We start from the raw sequence: 17083 nt of genomic DNA on the forward strand, positions 1-17083 counted from the left end.
GCTGCAACAATAAAAAACCCGCAAGATGCGGGTTTTTTATTGGCTTAAGGCTGACACTTAATAAAAAAAACGTTGCAGCGGGTTCAGCCAGCGGGTCAGCCCTTCTTTGAACTGCAGTGGCGCGCTTAACACCGACAAACACAAACAAGGCTCATCGCTGATATTCCGCGGTTTATGTGTGTCATCCGGCGAATTGATAATCAAATCGCCCGGTACATAATGGCCGTTTTCATCGACCATTTCACCGGCCAGCACCAGCGTCATTTCCAGGCCCTGATGCGTATGCAACGGCACATCAGTGTGTTTATCGATAAACAATAAAGACGCGTGATGTGGTTCGCCCGACGGCAGGCGTGCTGTTGCAATACCGCCCATGCTGAGCCATTTGCTGCGTTTTGACGCAACCCGGCGCAGACTGCGCGGCAACTCAAACTGGTAACCACCGATACTAATCAGTTGTTCAACCGATTGGGCGGGTGCTGCTGCTACCGGTAGTTGTGGTGTCGCCACAATACTGTTCAACATTTCCAGCCAGTCGGCGCTGTGCAGGTCCTGTGATGCCGGAGTCGATGCTGCCAGCTGCGCGCCCAGGTCAGTTTCAATATCATGCCGCAACTGCTGACAATGTGGGCAATAATCCAAGTGGGTTGCCACCAGCAGGGCTACTTCAGCGTTCAGACTGCCATCACAATACAATTCAAGCAGGCTGATGCTCGGGTGATGATTAACGCTCTGAGTCATCCAGCGCCTCTCTTAATCGGTCCAATGCCAAACGGATCCGTGATTTCACGGTACCCAGCGGAATGCCTAACAAATCAGATACTTCCTGATGTGACATCTCTTCGAGATACACTTTCTCCATCACAGTGCGCTGTGCGGGTGGCAGTGCGGCAAAATGGGGTGCCAGCTTTTCAGTGATTAGCCAAAGCTCCCACTTTTGCGTCTGATGGTCTTCAGCTTCAGGATAATCGCCGTCAGCCCATAAATCATCGGCAGAGATGTCATCTTTACGGCTTTGCTTTTTACGCAGCATATCGAAGCGTACGTTACGGGCGATGGTAAATATCCAGGTCGAGGCGCAGCCGCGGGTCGGGTCAAACAATGCCGCCTTCTGCCAGACATTCAGCAGGGTGTCCTGCACCATTTCCAGCGCTTGCTGTTCGTTACCGAACATTTTGATGCCGAATGCGCGCAGCCGAGGAGCAAAATAGCCAAACAGCTCCTGATAGGCCTGCTTGTCGCGGGTCAGTGCTACCAGTGCCAGAGCTTGTTCCCATTGGCCCAAGTCACGGCTTGCCGGTTCAGTCGTCGCCAAATTCAATGTCCTGTCGGTTACGATTGCTGGTGTGGAAGGTTCCGGGCCATGATGCCTTGCTGTCATCATCAAATCCATTGTTTAATCTTCCGGGTCGCTGAGTTGTGCAGGTTATACGCGTCAATGCTTGGCTTGGTTCAGCCGGTATTGCAATAATTGTATTCTATTTATTCGAATATTTTGTGCGTTTTAATGCGATATATTTTCGATTAGATGTGATTTAAGCTGGTTTTATCCGTTGAAACCCGCTTCAACATTCATCGAGGAATATGCAAATGAAAAAAGTATTGGTTGTTCAAAGTTCTGTTAGTGGTGAGCAAGGTAAATCAAATCAGCTGATTGAGCAGTTTATCAGCGCCTTACCGGCTGGTTTCAGCCGGGATGATCTCGACTTAGTCAGCAATGGTTTTCCACATCTGGCGATGAGTGAAATTGGCGCCTGGATGACTCCAGCCGACAGCCGCAGCCCGGAACAAGCTGCACTGGCAGCTTTATCCGACAACGCCATCGCTCAGGTACAGGCCGCGGACGTTATTTTATTAGGCGTGCCGATGTACAACTTCGGCGTACCAAGCCAGTTAAAAGCCTGGTTTGACCGTCTGGCCCGCGCCGGCATCACTTTCAAATACACCGAGCAAGGCCCGGTCGGATTGCTGGCTGATAAGCCGGTGGTGATTTTCGCGACGCGTGGTGGTATTTACAAAGACCTGCCAGCCGATTCACAGACCCCATTCCTGAAGAGTTTCTTTAACTTCATCGGTCTGAAAGACCTGCATTTTGTCTACGCAGAAGGCCTGAACATGGGACCTGACAGTGCGGCGCAGGCGCTGTCTGCTGCCAGTGCGCAGATCCAATCGTTAACGGCAGACCTGGCCGCCTGAGCCTGATGGCATAAACAGCTATAAAGGCCGGGCATTTGGTCCCGGTCTTTGGCATTTGTGGCGCAGAAGATTGAATTTGGCTGGCTTGCTTTGTATAACAACAGGCTCTGTCCACAATCTCAGTTCAGGTCTGGCTACACAACATGAAAAAACTCCGGTACAGCACCATCGCACTCGCATTGACTGCCATTTTATCTACAGCCCCAGTATTCGCCGAGCGCGAGACCGATCGCTTTAATCTGCAAACGCAACAAATTCAGGGCCAGAGCGGCACTGTGGCGATGACCATCGAACAGGCGATGGCGCATCAGGACTGGCTCGGACGTCAGCCGGAACTGGCTTATTGGTCTGCTGACAGCCAATCATTGATTTATCAGCGTAAACAAGCCGGCAATGAACTGCGTGATTGGCATCAGGTACGTATTAACGGCGGCCAGAGCACACAGATAGCGTTAAATGATTTAGATGATGTGGGCGCTGCCGAACAGGTGTTTTCTGCCGATCGAAAATTTGCCGGTTGGATTTTTGAAGGCAATGTGTTTGTCAAAAGTCAAAGCGACGGCAAGATCAGCCAGCTGACGCGTAGCAATGATAATCGGCTGGCCTTGCAGTTTTTAACCGACGGCCGGGTTGCCTGGCGTCAGGGCTGGGATTTTTATGCCGTCGATTTAAATAGCGGCTTGCTGGTGCAACTGGCCAGCCTGAAATTGGATGACGCGCCAACGGCACCGGAAGTGCCGGACGGATATCTGGCGAAAGAACAACATAAGCTGATTAAGTTTGTTGCGCTTGAGCATAAAAACGCGCTGGATTTATATCAGCAACAGGAAGCACTGCGTAAAGCCAACAACACTGTGGCCGTGACGCCGGTGTATTTAGGCAAAGATAAGCAAATTTCTGACGCGGCTTTATCCCCGGATGGCAGCAAGCTGGTGCTGGCGCTTGGCGCGAAAACCCGCTGGAATGACGACCGCGATATCATGCCGAATTATATTACCGGCAATGGTGATATTGCCGCGCAGCCAGTACGCCGGCGCGTCAACGATCAAAAACCAGAACCAGAGCAATTTTTTCTGGTCGACCTGATAAAAGCTGAAGCGAAGGAACTGAAGCAGGACGTGCTGTCCGGTTTTGACGAAGATGTGCTGGCCAGTGTGAAAGCAGAAAACGCTAAGCGCAATGGCAAAACCTATAAGTCAGAGAAAAAACCACGCGCCATCACGCTCATCAACGACTGGAACTGGGATCAGTCCGCCATCCGCTGGAATGCCGATGGCAGTCAGGTGGCGCTGATGCTCAAAGCCTGGGACAACAAAGACCGCTGGCTGGCGACTGTCGACTTTCAAAAAGCCGGTTTTATCGAACAACACCGTCTGCACGACGATGCCTGGATCAACTACGACTTTAACAATTTTGGCTGGGCGTACGACAACCAGCTGTATTTCCTGTCGGAACAAAGTGGTTATTCGCACCTGTACCTGAAAGCATTGAATGGCGACGCGAAAAAGCTGACCAGCGGTAGTTTTGAAGTGAGCCAGCCGCAGTTAAGCCGCGATGGCCGCAGCGTTTATTATCGCGCCAATGCCCAGCATCCGGGTATTTACAATGTGTTTAAACTTGCGCTGGATAGCGGTAAAACTGCAGCCTTAACCCAACTGAACGGCAATCTGACCTTTAAGCTGTCGCCGGATGAGCAAAAACTGCTGGTGCGTTATTCCACGTCCTTGCTGCCGGAAGAGCTGTATGTGATGGATAACCAGCCCAGTGCGCCGTTAAAACGGCTGACTTACACAGTGTCAAAAGAATTGCAGAATATGGCGCTGCAGGCGCCACAAGTCGTCGCAGTGCCTTCAAGCCATGGCAAAGCGCCGGTTTATGCCAAGCTGTACTTACCGAAAGACTACCAACAAGGTGAAAAACGCCGCGCCGTCATTTTTAACCATGGCGCCGGTTATCTGCAAAACAGTGATTTAGGCTGGTCCAATTATTTCCGCGAGTTTTTCTTTCATAATCTGCTGACCCAAAAAGGTTATGTGGTGCTGGATATGGATTACCGGGCATCAAAAGGTTATGGCCGCGACTGGCGCACCGCGATTTATCGCCAGATGGGCACCCCGGAAATTGAAGATTTGGCCGATGGCGTGAACTGGCTGGTCGATAATGCCCATGTGGATCGGGCACGGATCGGCACTTATGGTGGCTCTTACGGTGGCTTTATGACCTTTATGGCGATGTTTAAGCAACCTGAGCTGTTTAAAGCCGGCTCGGCGCTGCGTCCGGTTGGCGACTGGGCCTATTACAATCATCCATATACGGCAAATATCCTCAATACACCGGATGTTGACCCGATTGCCTATGAACGCAGTTCGCCGATTTATTTCACCGAAGGCTTAAAAGGCCAGCTGTTGATTAACTCGCCGATGGTTGATGATAACGTGTTTTTCCAGGATTCAGTGCGGGTGGTACAACGTCTGATTGAACACGAGATCAACAGCTTCGAAACGGCAATCTTCCCGGTAGAGCCGCACGGTTTCCGGCAACCAAGTAGCTGGCTGGACGAATACCGCCGGATTGAAAAGTTGTTTGACCGCACGCTGTAACAGACAGATTACTGTCAAAATGAAAAGCCCCGCGAACCGGCAATGCAGATCAGTTAAGAGTACTTGACCGATCCTGGCAGTGTAGGAAAATCCGGAACCCGTCATAGGTTCCGGATTTTTTTATGCCGTTAATTCAGGATTTAACCGAAGTCATTGAGATGTCCGGGGAGCCCGTCGCCCGGATGGAAGTATTTGCCAACCATATTCCAGATGAATGGGTCCGTATCGCCGCGGCCTTATCCGACAAGGTCACTATCCGCCGCAGGCGATTGCCCGCTGATATGGTGTTGTGGCTGGTGGTCGGTATGGCTTTTTTTCGCAATGAACCTATCTCAGAAGTCGCCCGTCATCTGAATATCTGTGCTGATGGTCTTGCCAACGATGTGCTCCTGGCTGACAGTGCGCTGTCGCAAGCCCGTCAGCGGCTTGGCGAACAACCGGTTGAATGGTTATTCCGTCAATGTGCGCAAGTCTGGGGTCATGAGCGTTATCCTGCTGATACATGGCATGGTCTGCAGGTATTTGCCGTCGATGGTGCTCTGTTCAGAACGCAGGATAATCCTGAGCTCAGAGGCCATTTTGGTTCGGGTAACACCGCTACCAACCGTCAGACGCCTTATCCGATGTTGCGTCTGGTGGCGCTGATGAATGTGCGCTCGCATGTGGTGGTCAACGCAGCCATCAGTCCTTATCGCAAAGGCGAAATCCCGTTGGCCCGCGATTTCATTCAATCCTTGCCGGCGCACTCCGTGACGTTACTGGATAAAGGTTTCTTCAGTGCGGACTTGCTGCTGGGCATTGCCGATGAAGAAACTAACCGGCACTGGCTTATCCCCGAGCGTAAAGGGCTGGTGTATACCGAAGTCGAACGCTATGGCGATGGCGACCGCTTGTTGCAGATGAAAATCTCCCCACAGGCGCGTAAAAAGAACCCGGCATTGCCGGAGTTCTGGCAAGTCAGGGCTGTGACCTATGAAATTGCAGATGGCGAGAAAACAGTCTTCACCTCATTACCTGCGACAGAGTTCACGGCACACCAGGTGGCGACGCTCTACCATGAGCGCTGGGAAATAGAATTAGGCTTTCGGGATATTAAAAGCTCGATGCAACACAATACCATCACGCTTCGCAGCAAAAAGGTGGCGTTGGTGTATCAGGAATTATGGGGACTCTTGCTGGGATACAATCTGGTCCGAAGAGAAGCCAGTCAGGCAGCAGTCGCGCACAAACGAGCCCCTGATGAAGTCAGCTTTAAGTTTGCCTGTCAGTTTATAGCCAACAAACTGGCGATGATGGCAGGCGCTATCTCACCATCGCACACGGCAAGAAGACTGTCAGAGCTGCGCGGTTGTATCGGCAATCTGTTTATAGAAAAACGCCCCAGGCCAGCAAGGCCCAGGGCGGTGAAGATATCCAAAACCCGTTATCCGGTAAACCGCAATGCGGCTCCACTTAAGTGAAGAGCATTGCCGCGAACCGGGGCTTTTTGCTATTGATGTTTGTCATTTAACGCTGTTGTAAAAAGGCTTCGGCATCCAAGGTCAGCTGTTCCGCGATCTGGTGACTCAGCCGGTATTGTTGCAGGCGCTGTTGATTGGTTTTGCCGGCGGCTAGTTCGCTCAGCCAGTCGTCCAGCATGGCGCTGAAGCCGCGTTGGGTCAGGGTAGGCACCCAATCGCCAAAGCCGAGCGGCTGTAAAGTACCGGCCACGCTATGCTGACCACAACGCAGATTATCAATCTGCCAGTACTGATCTTTGGCAAATACCTCTAATCGCTCAAAGCTGGCACCGGCACGCCGGTCCATCACGGCGCAAAAATCCCGGTCACGATGGGTAAATTGCAGCCGAACTTTTTGCAGTAGTTGCTCATCGCGCACAAACTGGCTGTGGATGGTCACGGCAGATAGATCGGTCAGATTGGCAGCCACCACCATTACATCAATCAGATGAATAAAATCGTCAAAAATCAGCTGCCGCGGTGGCGCACTGTGTAAATGGCGGTGTTTTTGGTAATACAGGCTCTGCACGGCAGTCTCGGGTTGTGTTGCAAATAGCGGTTTCTGATAAAGCGGCGCAAAGCGACGGTTAAAGCCAACATAAAAAGGCAGGTTTTTTGTTGCCGCCAGCGTCAGTAACTGCTCGGTTTGCGCCAGTGAGTCACAGATCGGTTTGTCGATAAACAGTGCAATGCCAGCTTCCAGTACCGCTGTCGCCAGCTGAACATGACTACTGGTGCTGCTGTGGATCATCACGGCGTCCGGACGGCTTGCCAGCATAGTGGCAAAATCGCTGTAGCAGTCATTGACTCGATATTGTTGCGCTAACTGACGCAGCACGCTGGTATTGCGGCTGCACAAAACCGGCGTGATCTGCGGATGCTGGCAGACCAGTGGTAAATAGGCTTTTTGCGCAATGTCGCCAAGCCCGGCCAATGCGATCCGAAACATAAAATTTCCCGAAAAATCCGCGAGATACACGATGTGGATTGTGCAATAGAGCCGGCTTTGTGACAAGCGTGATTGCTAGGCAGGCTATACGGTTTAGCTCTTATGTATTTCGGCATTAGGGCATAGCATCTGCTCGCCGGAAAACAATGCAGGTAAAGTCGCCGGGCCAAATAAAGGCAATTCCGCAGGGCAAACAAAGTGCAGCCGCTCGCCACTATACGGCTGGTTTAACGTCAGTTCAGTGGCGTGCAGCAATAAATGGGGGGCGGCTCGTTGCTGTTCGGGCGTGGCGTAGATCGTATCGCCGAGGATCGGGTGACCAAGACTTGCCAGATGCACCCGCAGCTGATGAGAACGACCGGTGATTGGTTTTAACTGCAACAGTGCCGAAGCGTGATCCTGCCACAACATGCGGTAATAGGTTTGCGCTGCTTTACCATGCTCCAGGCAAACCTGATGACGGGGTGGCAACCCGGCCTGTTGCTGCGGGACCGCTGCGAGCGGTAAATCAATCAAGCCGGCCGGGACCTGCGGGATACCGGCAACGCGGGCGAGGTAAGTTTTTTCCACTTGCCGGCTGGCGAATTGTTGTTTTAATGCGACTTCTGCTTTTTTGCGCAGGGCAAATACCATCAGGCCAGAGGTCGCCAGATCCAGGCGGTGGACCAGATACAGCGGATTAAATTGCTGCGCCAGCCGTTGTTGCACTGAATCCTGCAGGCTCTCTCCCCGGCCAGGATTACTCAGCAGACCGGATGGTTTTTCTACTATCAGCAGATCTTTGTCCTGATAGAGAATGTTGGGCCAGGGCGCGCCGGGCGGCTGATAAACAAAGGCGTCAGACAAAATGGCTGCTCTGTTGCAAAAAAATGGATTCTAGCGAATTTCTGGCGATCGGCAACAGCTGCTTTTATAATGCCGGCCTTTATCGCCGCTTTGAGCCTTCCTATGACTGATCTGACCGACCTTGCGGTATTGCCCGCCACCAATGAACGCTGGCAATTGCTGTATCAGGACGAGGATGTAGTGATCGTCAATAAACCCGCGCGGTTACTGACAGTACCAGGGCGGCATCCGGCCAACCGAGATTGTCTGATCAGCCGGGTGCAAAGTGAGTTTCCGGGGGCGCAGGTGGTGCACCGGCTGGATTATGATACGTCGGGCATTGTGCTGTTGCCGTTACATAAAAAGGCGCTGTCTGAGCTCAGTAAGCAGTTTCAGGCCCGTACGATCATTAAACAATATCAGGCGTTAGTGGCGGGACAAATAGCTGCAGAGGGCGATATCGAGTTGCCGATTGCGGCAGATCCAGACCGGCGGCCTTTATATAAAATTTGTGCCGAACAGGGCAAAGCGTCGTTCACGCACTATCAGCGGTTGAATTTTATGCCGGACAGCCAGATCAGCCGCGTGTTACTGGAACCTCTGACCGGCCGCTCTCACCAGCTGCGTCTGCATCTGGCCAGTGTTGGCCATCCGATCCTTGGCGACGAATTTTATGCACCAACAGCGATACAACAGCAAGCTGATCGCCTCTGTCTGCATGCCTGTTTTATTGGCTTTCATCATCCACGCAGCGGCCAATGGCTTGAATTCAGCCAGCCACCAGCGTTTTAACCGTGGCGGCGGATCTGCTGGAAACTGTGTAACACTCCAAACAGCAAGACGCCGCAAATGGCGCCATACAGGTGGGCGTCAGTGGCGACATCGGCTTCAATCAACATCACCAGGTCACCACTGGCGCCATGCCACTGTTCCCAACCGACTTTTGCTGCGACACCGGCTAAAATCAGCCAGCCACTCGACCAGTGTCGCCGCACATCTTCACAGGCACCATAAACCAACAACGTATGCAGCCAGCCGGACAGCCCAACATATAAGCCAATCGCCGGGCTCCAGAACAACAAACCGAGACTGATCAGCAAAAAGCCACACAACAATAAAAATAAAAACTGCCAGCGCTGATAATAATTACCGTGTAATGCCGTGATCACGACTAAACCAGCCAGATTCATCAGCAGATGCCAGCTGTTGGTATGCAGCAAATGACCGGTCCACAACCGCCACCACTCGCCGGCGAATACGGCCTGGCGGTCAAACTGCAGCAATGGGGTCAGGTCAGTACTGAATACAGCCAGTACCAGCGTTAGCCCTAATAAGGCTAAAGGTGCACTACAGGTAGTAAATAACGCAGAAAACTTCAAAGCAAAACCTCAACTGGGTAACAGCGTGCAGTGTAACGCAATTGTGGCTTTAGTTTTACCTGATTTACACTGTTTTTCCAAGCCTGCGGCAGAACCCGGGCCTGTCCCGGCTGATGTCATTGCAGAGCGCGCCGGTTCTGCGTTATGGTGGATTTTTGCAGTTCAAAGAGTTGTGTCCGCTTATGTTTTATCGTCGTCTCCGTTGCCGCTTGTTGTGGGCATCCGTTTTATTACTGCAGTCGTTCGGGCTGATTGCTGCTCAGGTTGCAGGCCAGCAGGATCCGGAAGCTGCCACCGGCATTCAACGCAAGCAACAGGTCAGTGCCCGCCAGTTTATGGTGGTGTCCGCCAATCCTTATGCGTCTGATGCCGGTTATCAGATGCTGCAGTTGGGGGGCAGTGCGGTTGACGCTGCGGTGGCGATGCAATTAGTGCTTGGGCTGGTCGAGCCGCAAAGCTCCGGCATTGGCGGTGGTTTGTTTATGCTGGCATGGCAGGACAAAACGAAGCAATTACATACGCTGGACGGTCGTGAGACCGCGCCTGCCGCGGCAACACCCGACTGGTTTGTACAGGATGGAAAATTGCTGGATTGGCCACAGGCGTTTGTCGGCGGTAAAGCGGTCGGGACACCGGGGGTGATAGCCGCGTTGTCTCAGGCGCAGCAGAAATTTGGCAAGTTGCGCTGGGAGCAGTTATTTGCACCGGCGATCACGCTGGCGGAACAGGGTTTTAAAGTGTCGCCACGGCTGCACATGTTGCTGTCAGGCAGCCGGCATCCGGGGTTGCAGCGTTTTGCTAACAGTCGCGAGTATTTTTATCCGGATGGAAAACCACTGCCAGTCGGTTTTGTGCGTAAGAACCCGGCTTATGCCGCGTTGCTGCGCAGTATTGCCAAAGAAGGGCCACCCGCTTTTTACCAGGGTGACAATGCCAAAGCTATTATCGCAGCGGTGAATCAGGCCGCGATTAATCCGGGTAAGTTGACCGCCGCAGATCTGAGCGAATATCAGCCACTGTGGCGTGAGCCGGTTTGTGCCCCTTATCGTGAAATGAAAGTCTGTGGCATGGCGCCACCAAGCTCTGGCAGCATCGCTGTACTGCAAATGCTCGGCATTTTGAATCATTTTGACTTAAAAACATTAAAACCAGAGTCTGTTGCCGCGGTGCATTTAATTAGCCAGGCCAGCCGGCTGGCATTTGCTGATCGCGAACGTTACGCTGCTGATCCGGCATTCAGCCCGGTACCTGTCGCTGGTTTATTGGCACCAGCCTACTTAAAGCAGCGCGCAGCCCAAATCAATCTGAAAGCGGATAACCAGCAAATTACTGCGGGTGTGCCGGAAGGTGCGGTGCCGCTTGGTGAAGCTAAAGCGCCGGAATACGCCAATACCAGTCATTTATCGGTCGTCGATAAAGATGGCAATGCTGTCAGTATGACGACCAGTATCGAAAATGCGTTTGGCTCTGGCCTGATGGTCAATGGTTATCTGCTGAATAATCAGCTGACCGATTTCTCCCTGCAGGCGCGTGATAAAGGCTTATGGGTCGCCAACCGGGTCGAAGCCGGTAAAAGGCCAAGATCATCCATGGCGCCGATGTTGGTGTTTGACCAGCATAATCAGCTGCAGATGATCGCTGGTTCGCCAGGTGGCAGCCGGATCATTAATTATGTCGCGCAGTCGCTGGTCGCGATGATTGACTGGCAAATGGGGCCACAACAAGCCGCAGATCTGGCGAAATTCACCCATCGTAACGATGTACTGGCGGTCGAAGAAGGCACGCCTTTGGTTCATTTGCCGTTGCAGGAAATGGGCTATCAGGTGCGCGTCACCGAACTGAACAGTGGTTTGCATCTGATTAAACGTGATAAAGCAGGCTGGCTCGGTGGCGCGGATCCACGCCGTGAAGGTGTGGCAAAAGGCCAATAAGCAAGCAGAACCAAAAAAAGGACAATCGACATGAGTGTTATTGCGGTCGCAGAACAAGGCGTTCTGACACTGACGCTGGCGCGGCCAGAGAAAAAAAATGCATTGTCAGCAGTGATGTATCAGCAACTCAGTGCCGCATTGCTGCAGGCAAGCAGCGATGACAGCATTCGGGTGGTGTTGTTGACCGGCAGTGACAATTGTTTTTGTGCCGGCAATGATTTAACTGATTTCCTCGCCGGTGGCAGTCTGAATCACGAACATCCGACTGTGCAGTTTCTGCATATATTATCGCAGTTTGATAAACCGCTGATTGCCGCAGTTGCAGGTTTGGCGATTGGGATTGGTACCACGGCATTGTTACATTGTGATTTGGTTTATGCGACCGCAGATGCCCGTTTTCAGCTGCCCTTTACCGCGTTGGGGCTTTGTCCGGAAGCGGCGTCCAGTTTGTTATTGCCGCGATTGATCGGTTACCAGCGTGCCGCGCAGTATTTATTGCTTGGCGAAGCATTTGATGGCGCACAGGCGCTGCAGATGGGGCTGGTTAATCAATTGGCAACAGCGGATGATTTACTGGCTTTGGCACAGCAAAAAGCACGGCAACTGGCGGCATTGCCGGCGCAGGCGGTTCAGCAGTCCAAACGTTTACTGAAACAGCCGATGCAGCAACAGATACAACATGTGCTGCATCAGGAACTGGCTGAATTTGAACAACTATTGCACAGTGACGATTGTAAGGCGGCGCTAAAGCGTTTTTTCAGTCGTTAACCAGCATAAATCAGAAAGCCCGCTTCACAGCGGGCTGAGTCTAGTTACGGCCAGTTAAATTTTGGTGCGGGCAAACGGGTCATCTTTAATCACGGCGACCATCCACTTGCCGTTATGTTTCTCCATTTTCACCATCCGCATATTGACGATTTTTTCGTCGTTCTTTTTGCCGGTAAAAATCAGCATGACATCGGCTTTATCGGTATAAAACTCGCGCACGTTTTTGTTGGTGTCTTCGATGGTAATTTCAACCTGATCAAAACTCATGTTCAGTAATGTCCGGCCAACCGCCTTGGCAGAGGCATAACCATCGAGCACACGTTTGAGTGATGGGACTGCATGACGTTTTGCTTCTTTAATATCGTTCTCTACCAGCAAGGCTTTGAAAAAGTCGACTGCTGTTAGTTCAGGTGAATCTGTAGCAGTTGCAGCAGAGCCTGCAGCGGCCTGCATAGCAGGCTCGCTTTGATCGGTTGTAGTTGCCGGTGTTGGATCACCGCAAGCAGTGAGCAGGACAACAGCAGCGATGCTGCCCATAGAGCGCCAATTTACCATTTGAAGATCGCCATGACTAAATCTGAAATTTCCAGCAGTGTGCGATTCCGTGCGCTTGCTGTAAAGTAAAAAGGCTGCACCTGGCAGCCTTTTTGCGACTTAACCAATTAAGCTCAAGCTTGCGTTTCGGCTTCAGTAAACACGTCTGCAAACAAGGCGCTGGACAGATAACGCTCTGCGGAAGAAGGCAGGATCACGACAATATTTTTACCGGCGAACTCAGGTGATTCAGCCAGACGTTTGGCGGCAACGACAGCAGCACCAGAAGAAATACCGGCTAAAATACCTTCTTCTTTCATCAGCCGGTGGGCCATCGCGATGGCGTCGTCGTTGCTGACAGTTTCCACGCGGTCGATCAGTTCCAGATCCAGGTTGCCCGGGATAAAGCCTGCACCGATGCCCTGAATTTTATGCGGACCTGGTTTAATTTCTTCGCCAGCCAGTTTTTGGCTAATGACCGGTGAATCAACAGGTTCTACCGCGACGCTGATCAGCGGATGCTTTTTCTCCAGCTTGATATAGCGGCTGACGCCAGTGATAGTTCCGCCGGTACCCACACCTGCGACAAAAACGTCAACATTACCGTCGGTGTCATTCCAAATCTCAGGGCCGGTGGTATCAAAGTGAATCTGTGGGTTGGCCGGGTTTTCAAATTGCTGTAACAACAGATATTTGTCCGGATCTGATGCCTGAATTTCTTTGGCTTTTTCAATGGCACCTTTCATGCCTTTTGGCCCTTCGGTCAGTACCACGTTAGCGCCTAAGGCCTTGAGCAGTTTGCGCCGCTCTAAACTCATGGTCGCAGGCATCGTCAGCGTCAACGGGTAACCACGGCTGGCGGCGACAAAGGCCAATGCGATACCGGTATTACCAGAGGTCGGTTCGATCAGTTCTTTACCAGGGCCTAATAAACCTTTTTTCTCCGCATCCCAAATCAGGGCGGCGCCTAAACGGCATTTGACGCTGAAGCTTGGATTACGGGCTTCGATTTTGGCGTAGACGTTGCCGGTGGTGACGCGTTTTAATTTGACCAGCGGTGTGCGGCCGATTGACAATGAGTTGTCTTCATAAATGTTTGCCATACAGAGCTCCAGACAGACAGAGAATTTGGCCCAGCATACCCGCTGCCATTAAAAACGAAAGTAGCGTTTTGATATAAGTTATACAACTTAATGTTATAAGCGACTGAATTTGATTTGAGGTAAAGATGCGTTTTCAAAGCAATGCCCAATATATTGTCACTGCCGAACTTGCGCTGGCGGTAAACGCGGCGGTGACCTTGCAAAAACCTTTATTAATCAAAGGTGAGCCTGGCACTGGTAAAACCGAACTGGCCAAAGCTTTAGCGGCTGCACTCGATACTGATTTATTACAATGGCATATCAAATCCACCACCAAAGCCCAACAAGGCTTGTATGAATACGATGCTGTCTCAAGGCTGCGCGATAGTCAGCTCGGTGATGCCCGGGTGCACGAAATCGCCAACTATATTAAACCCGGCAAATTGTGGCAGGCGTTTACCGCGGCCAAACGTCCGGTGCTGCTAATTGATGAAATCGACAAAGCCGACATCGAATTCCCCAATGATCTGCTACATGAATTAGATCAGATGGCGTTTGATGTTTACGAAACCGGTGAAACGGTGCGGGCGTTGCAACGGCCTGTGGTGATTATCACGTCCAACAATGAAAAAGAGTTACCCGATGCTTTCCTTCGCCGCTGTTTCTTTCATTACATCAGATTCCCGGACGCAGAAGCGTTAGAGCGGATTGTTGATGTGCATTTACCCGGGTTATCAAAACTGCTGCTGACTGAAGCGTTACAGAGTTTTTTTGGCCTGCGTGAACTACCGGCGCTGAAGAAAAAACCATCGACCTCGGAATTAATCGATTGGTTGCGGCTATTGCTGGCCGAGCAGGTGACACCGGTGCAACTGAAACAAAGTCGGGAGACGGGTGGGCTGATGCCGTTGTTTGGTGCTTTGCTGAAGAACGAACAAGACGTCGCGCTGGTGGAAAAACTGCTATTTATGGCAAAACGGACACGCTGATGCTGAGTGGTTTCTTTCTGACGGTACGCCGTCATGGCGTCAAAGTCAGTGTCACTGAATATCTGGATTTATTGCGGGCACTGCAGCAGCAACTGGTGTTTGCTGATTTGGAACAGTTTTATCAGTTGGCGCGGCTTTGCTGGGTGAAAAATGAAACGGACTACGACAAGTTTGACCGCGCCTGCGGTGAATACTTCGATGGCGTTGAGCAGCTGGATTTACTCAGTGCCATTCCGGATGACTGGCTGACACCGGGTTTTTTGCGCCAGTTGTCGGAGGAAGACAAAGCAGCGCTACAAAGCCTCGGTGGTCTTGAAGCGTTGCTGAAAGCCTTCCGCGAAAGATTGGAAGAGCAGCAGGGCCGGCATGCCGGCGGTAATAAGTGGATAGGCACCGGCGGCAGTTCGCCATTTGGCGCTTATGGCTTTCATCCGGAAGGCATGCGGATTGGTCAGCAAGGCAGTGGCGTCAGGCGCGCGGTCAAAGTCTGGGATCAACGCCAGTTCCAGAGTCTCAGCAGTGATGAAACATTGAATAACCGCAGTTTGCAGCTGGCGTTGCGTCAATTGCGCCGATTTGCCCGCAGTGGCGCCGAAAGCGAGCTGGATTTAAACGACACTATCAGCGCCACCTCCAAACAAGGTGGATTACTCGATTTGCGTTATCAGCGCGAGCGGCACAATGCGGTTAAACTGTTGTTATTGTTTGATATCGGTGGCTCGATGGACGATTACATTCATCAGTGTCGTCAGCTTTTTAATGCCGTGCGCGCTGAATTCAAGCATCTGGAGTTCTTCTACTTCCACAATTGTGTCTATGAAACTCTGTGGCGTGATGAGAAGCGGCGGCCACAGGATGCTGTGGCCACGACACAACTGCTCCACACTTATGGACATGATTACAAACTGATTTTTGTCGGCGATGCGACGATGGGGCCCTATGAAATCAGTTATCCGGGCGGCAGTGTTGAGCACTATAACCAGGAGGCGGGCGAAGTCTGGTTGCAACGCTTGCTCTCTCAATTTCCACAGGCGGTCTGGCTCAATCCACAACCTGAAAGCTGGTGGCCGCATTATGCCTCCATTGCGCAAATTAATAAGATATGTCAGGGCCGGATGTTTGGCCTGACGCTGGAAGGTTTAGCCAGTGCGATCAATCAGTTAAAGCATAAAAACTAAGACCTTGCGACAACGTGAACAGGTTGTTAGTATCGGCTAATAACCCTGAACGGGAGTCGTTCTGATGCCAGAAACAAAATATGATCTGCCGGCCACACCGGTGCCACAAGGTGAAACCGGTACGCCGTTGACGCGCCGCGAAAGCCGGGAGATTGTGACGCCTTATGCCTTTGAAGTCTGTCCGAATCTGCTCGGGGTGCCAACTGCACACCCACTGCGGCGTGCCATTGCGATGGCGATTGACGGCATCATTATCTCCGGTCTTGCCAAGGCCAGTTTGTTGCTGATTTTACCAGTGATGACCTATCTGATCTGGTTCCGGCTGCAGGCAAAAAAATTCAATCATGTCATCGTGTTACTGCTGGTCACCGCGTTTCTGTCTGCCTCAGCGACCTGGATGCCTGAACTCATCGTTAAAGAAGAGACCCAGCGAAAAGTCGGCGAAACTGAATTAAGCGCAGATCAGGCAATGGTGCTGGCCACCAGCGCGCTGAAAATCCAGGCTGAGAGCTGCAAGCTCGACTGCATGGAAAAAGAGCTGGAAAAGGTGGCGAAAATGTTGCGAAGAGCCGGCGTGGATAAAGTGGCTGCCACTGAAATGCTGGACGGTTTAGTGCAGGGGTCAGATTTTCCGCCGGCGCAATGGTCTACGTATCGTGAAGCATTGTTAAAAGACTTACCTGAAGCCGCACCGGTGGTGCAGGCTGAAGCAAAACCTGCGCAGGCCGCACAAGCACCTTTGCCTTGGTATTTACCTGATGAAAACACCCATAGTGTGGTGGCCTGGGTCAAAGGCATTTTCGCGGATTTAGGCATTGGCGTCGGCTGGGCGGTGTTCTATTTCACCGCAACGATCGCCTGGTGCCATGGCCAGACTATGGGTAAAAAGCTAATGCGGATTAAGGTGATCCAACTTGATGGCAAAGAGCTGAATTTATTTGGCGCTTTTAGCCGGCAAGGCGGTTATGGTGCAGGTATTGCGACAGGTATGCTCGGTTTTCTGCAAATTTTATGGGATCCGAACCGGCAAGCCATTCAGGATAAAGTCGCATCAACCGTCGTGATCCGGCTGGGCAAAGCAAAGCGGCCACTGACGCATTAATCAATTTCCGGTTCGGGCAGTCGCAGATCGCTACTGCCTTTGTTTTTCCTG

General features: G+C 51.9%; 16 protein-coding genes. 9 read left to right on the top strand and 7 right to left on the bottom strand.

Features of this window, described 5'->3' with window-relative positions; genetic code table 11:
• Nucleotides 1-57 precede the first annotated feature (57 nt).
• Both ATY27_RS13355 and ATY27_RS13360 read right to left on the bottom strand, forming a co-directional pair.
• Entirely contained in the window at nt 58-741 is a 684-nt protein-coding gene (locus tag ATY27_RS13355; protein ID WP_208931126.1) for a ChrR family anti-sigma-E factor, read from the bottom strand.
• Nucleotides 725-1315 carry a sigma-70 family RNA polymerase sigma factor gene (locus ATY27_RS13360; RefSeq protein WP_244151309.1) on the bottom strand — a complete coding sequence of 197 codons (591 nt, stop codon included), beginning with the start codon at nt 1313-1315 and terminating at the stop codon, nt 725-727. The genes ATY27_RS13355 and ATY27_RS13360 overlap by 17 nt, the downstream gene beginning before the upstream one ends.
• A gap of 275 nt (nt 1316-1590) precedes the next feature.
• Here ATY27_RS13360 and ATY27_RS13365 point away from each other — a divergent pair, with 275 nt between their 5' ends.
• The 3 genes from ATY27_RS13365 (at nt 1591) to ATY27_RS13375 (ending at nt 6256) form a co-directional block, all read left to right on the top strand.
• The gene (locus ATY27_RS13365; protein WP_208931127.1) at nt 1591-2196 is read left to right on the top strand and encodes an NAD(P)H-dependent oxidoreductase; all 606 of its coding nucleotides are present in this window, start codon (nt 1591-1593) and stop codon (nt 2194-2196) included.
• A 143-nt stretch (nt 2197-2339) separates the two neighbouring features.
• Nucleotides 2340-4796 carry a prolyl oligopeptidase family serine peptidase gene (locus tag ATY27_RS13370; RefSeq protein WP_208931128.1) on the top strand — a complete coding sequence of 819 codons (2457 nt, stop codon included), beginning with the start codon at nt 2340-2342 and terminating at the stop codon, nt 4794-4796.
• 122 nt (nt 4797-4918) lie between these two features.
• Nucleotides 4919-6256: an IS4 family transposase gene (locus tag ATY27_RS13375; protein WP_208931129.1), complete on the top strand. Its 1338-nt coding sequence runs from the start codon at nt 4919-4921 to the stop codon at nt 6254-6256.
• A 46-nt stretch (nt 6257-6302) separates the two neighbouring features.
• Here the strand turns inward: ATY27_RS13375 and ATY27_RS13380 are convergent, their stop codons facing one another.
• Nucleotides 6303-7244, bottom strand: coding sequence for a Gfo/Idh/MocA family oxidoreductase (locus ATY27_RS13380; protein WP_208931130.1), 942 nt, complete (start codon nt 7242-7244; stop codon nt 6303-6305).
• A gap of 93 nt (nt 7245-7337) precedes the next feature.
• Nucleotides 7338-8090 (bottom strand): pseudouridine synthase, encoded by a 753-nt coding sequence (locus ATY27_RS13385; RefSeq protein WP_208931131.1) that lies wholly within the window; start codon nt 8088-8090, stop codon nt 7338-7340.
• A gap of 102 nt (nt 8091-8192) precedes the next feature.
• Here ATY27_RS13385 and ATY27_RS13390 point away from each other — a divergent pair, with 102 nt between their 5' ends.
• On the top strand, nt 8193-8861 hold the full coding sequence (locus tag ATY27_RS13390; protein WP_208931132.1) for a pseudouridine synthase: 669 nt from the start codon (nt 8193-8195) through the stop codon (nt 8859-8861).
• Here the strand turns inward: ATY27_RS13390 and rrtA are convergent.
• Nucleotides 8858-9448 (bottom strand): rhombosortase, encoded by a 591-nt coding sequence (rrtA, locus tag ATY27_RS13395; RefSeq protein ID WP_208931133.1) that lies wholly within the window; start codon nt 9446-9448, stop codon nt 8858-8860. The genes ATY27_RS13390 and rrtA overlap by 4 nt on opposite strands.
• A 182-nt stretch (nt 9449-9630) precedes the next feature.
• Between rrtA and ggt the strand changes: the two genes are divergently transcribed.
• Entirely contained in the window at nt 9631-11379 is a 1749-nt protein-coding gene (ggt, locus tag ATY27_RS13400) for a gamma-glutamyltransferase (RefSeq protein WP_208931134.1), read from the top strand.
• Nucleotides 11380-11409: 30 nt separating this feature from the next.
• The gene (locus tag ATY27_RS13405) at nt 11410-12147 is read left to right on the top strand and encodes an enoyl-CoA hydratase (RefSeq protein ID WP_208931135.1); all 738 of its coding nucleotides are present in this window, start codon (nt 11410-11412) and stop codon (nt 12145-12147) included.
• A 54-nt stretch (nt 12148-12201) separates the two neighbouring features.
• Here the strand turns inward: ATY27_RS13405 and ATY27_RS13410 are convergent, their stop codons facing one another.
• Complete coding sequence (locus ATY27_RS13410) at nt 12202-12702, bottom strand: hypothetical protein (RefSeq protein ID WP_208931136.1); 501 nt, start codon at nt 12700-12702, stop codon at nt 12202-12204.
• A gap of 113 nt (nt 12703-12815) precedes the next feature.
• Entirely contained in the window at nt 12816-13784 is a 969-nt protein-coding gene (gene cysK / locus ATY27_RS13415) for a cysteine synthase A (protein WP_208931137.1), read from the bottom strand.
• Nucleotides 13785-13909: 125 nt separating this feature from the next.
• On the opposite strand from cysK, the gene ATY27_RS13420 reads away from it, so the two are divergent.
• From ATY27_RS13420 to ATY27_RS13430, 3 genes are all read left to right on the top strand, one after another.
• Nucleotides 13910-14752 carry a MoxR family ATPase gene (locus ATY27_RS13420; RefSeq protein ID WP_208931138.1) on the top strand — a complete coding sequence of 281 codons (843 nt, stop codon included), beginning with the start codon at nt 13910-13912 and terminating at the stop codon, nt 14750-14752.
• Nucleotides 14752-15930 carry a VWA domain-containing protein gene (locus ATY27_RS13425; protein ID WP_208931139.1) on the top strand — a complete coding sequence of 393 codons (1179 nt, stop codon included), beginning with the start codon at nt 14752-14754 and terminating at the stop codon, nt 15928-15930. Before ATY27_RS13420 ends, ATY27_RS13425 begins: the two co-directional genes overlap by 1 nt.
• A 64-nt stretch (nt 15931-15994) precedes the next feature.
• On the top strand, nt 15995-17032 hold the full coding sequence (locus ATY27_RS13430) for an RDD family protein (protein WP_208931140.1): 1038 nt from the start codon (nt 15995-15997) through the stop codon (nt 17030-17032).
• Nucleotides 17033-17083 lie beyond the last annotated feature (51 nt).

This window comes from Rheinheimera sp. F8, from assembly GCF_001518915.1.

What these genes read in the sequence shown, in the direction of transcription:
- ATY27_RS13355 (WP_208931126.1), bottom strand. Translation starts at nt 741, where the DNA reads ATGACTCAGAGCGTTAATCATCACCCGAGCATCAGCCTGCTTGAATTG.
- ATY27_RS13365 (WP_208931127.1), top strand. Translation starts at nt 1,591, where the DNA reads ATGAAAAAAGTATTGGTTGTTCAAAGTTCTGTTAGTGGTGAGCAAGGT.
- ATY27_RS13370 (WP_208931128.1), top strand. Translation starts at nt 2,340, where the DNA reads ATGAAAAAACTCCGGTACAGCACCATCGCACTCGCATTGACTGCCATT.
- ATY27_RS13375 (WP_208931129.1), top strand. Translation starts at nt 4,919, where the DNA reads ATGCCGTTAATTCAGGATTTAACCGAAGTCATTGAGATGTCCGGGGAG.
- ATY27_RS13380 (WP_208931130.1), bottom strand. Translation starts at nt 7,244, where the DNA reads ATGTTTCGGATCGCATTGGCCGGGCTTGGCGACATTGCGCAAAAAGCC.
- ATY27_RS13390 (WP_208931132.1), top strand. Translation starts at nt 8,193, where the DNA reads ATGACTGATCTGACCGACCTTGCGGTATTGCCCGCCACCAATGAACGC.
- ggt (WP_208931134.1), top strand. Translation starts at nt 9,631, where the DNA reads ATGTTTTATCGTCGTCTCCGTTGCCGCTTGTTGTGGGCATCCGTTTTA.
- ATY27_RS13405 (WP_208931135.1), top strand. Translation starts at nt 11,410, where the DNA reads ATGAGTGTTATTGCGGTCGCAGAACAAGGCGTTCTGACACTGACGCTG.
- ATY27_RS13410 (WP_208931136.1), bottom strand. Translation starts at nt 12,702, where the DNA reads ATGGTAAATTGGCGCTCTATGGGCAGCATCGCTGCTGTTGTCCTGCTC.
- cysK (WP_208931137.1), bottom strand. Translation starts at nt 13,784, where the DNA reads ATGGCAAACATTTATGAAGACAACTCATTGTCAATCGGCCGCACACCG.
- ATY27_RS13420 (WP_208931138.1), top strand. Translation starts at nt 13,910, where the DNA reads ATGCGTTTTCAAAGCAATGCCCAATATATTGTCACTGCCGAACTTGCG.
- ATY27_RS13425 (WP_208931139.1), top strand. Translation starts at nt 14,752, where the DNA reads ATGCTGAGTGGTTTCTTTCTGACGGTACGCCGTCATGGCGTCAAAGTC.
- ATY27_RS13430 (WP_208931140.1), top strand. Translation starts at nt 15,995, where the DNA reads ATGCCAGAAACAAAATATGATCTGCCGGCCACACCGGTGCCACAAGGT.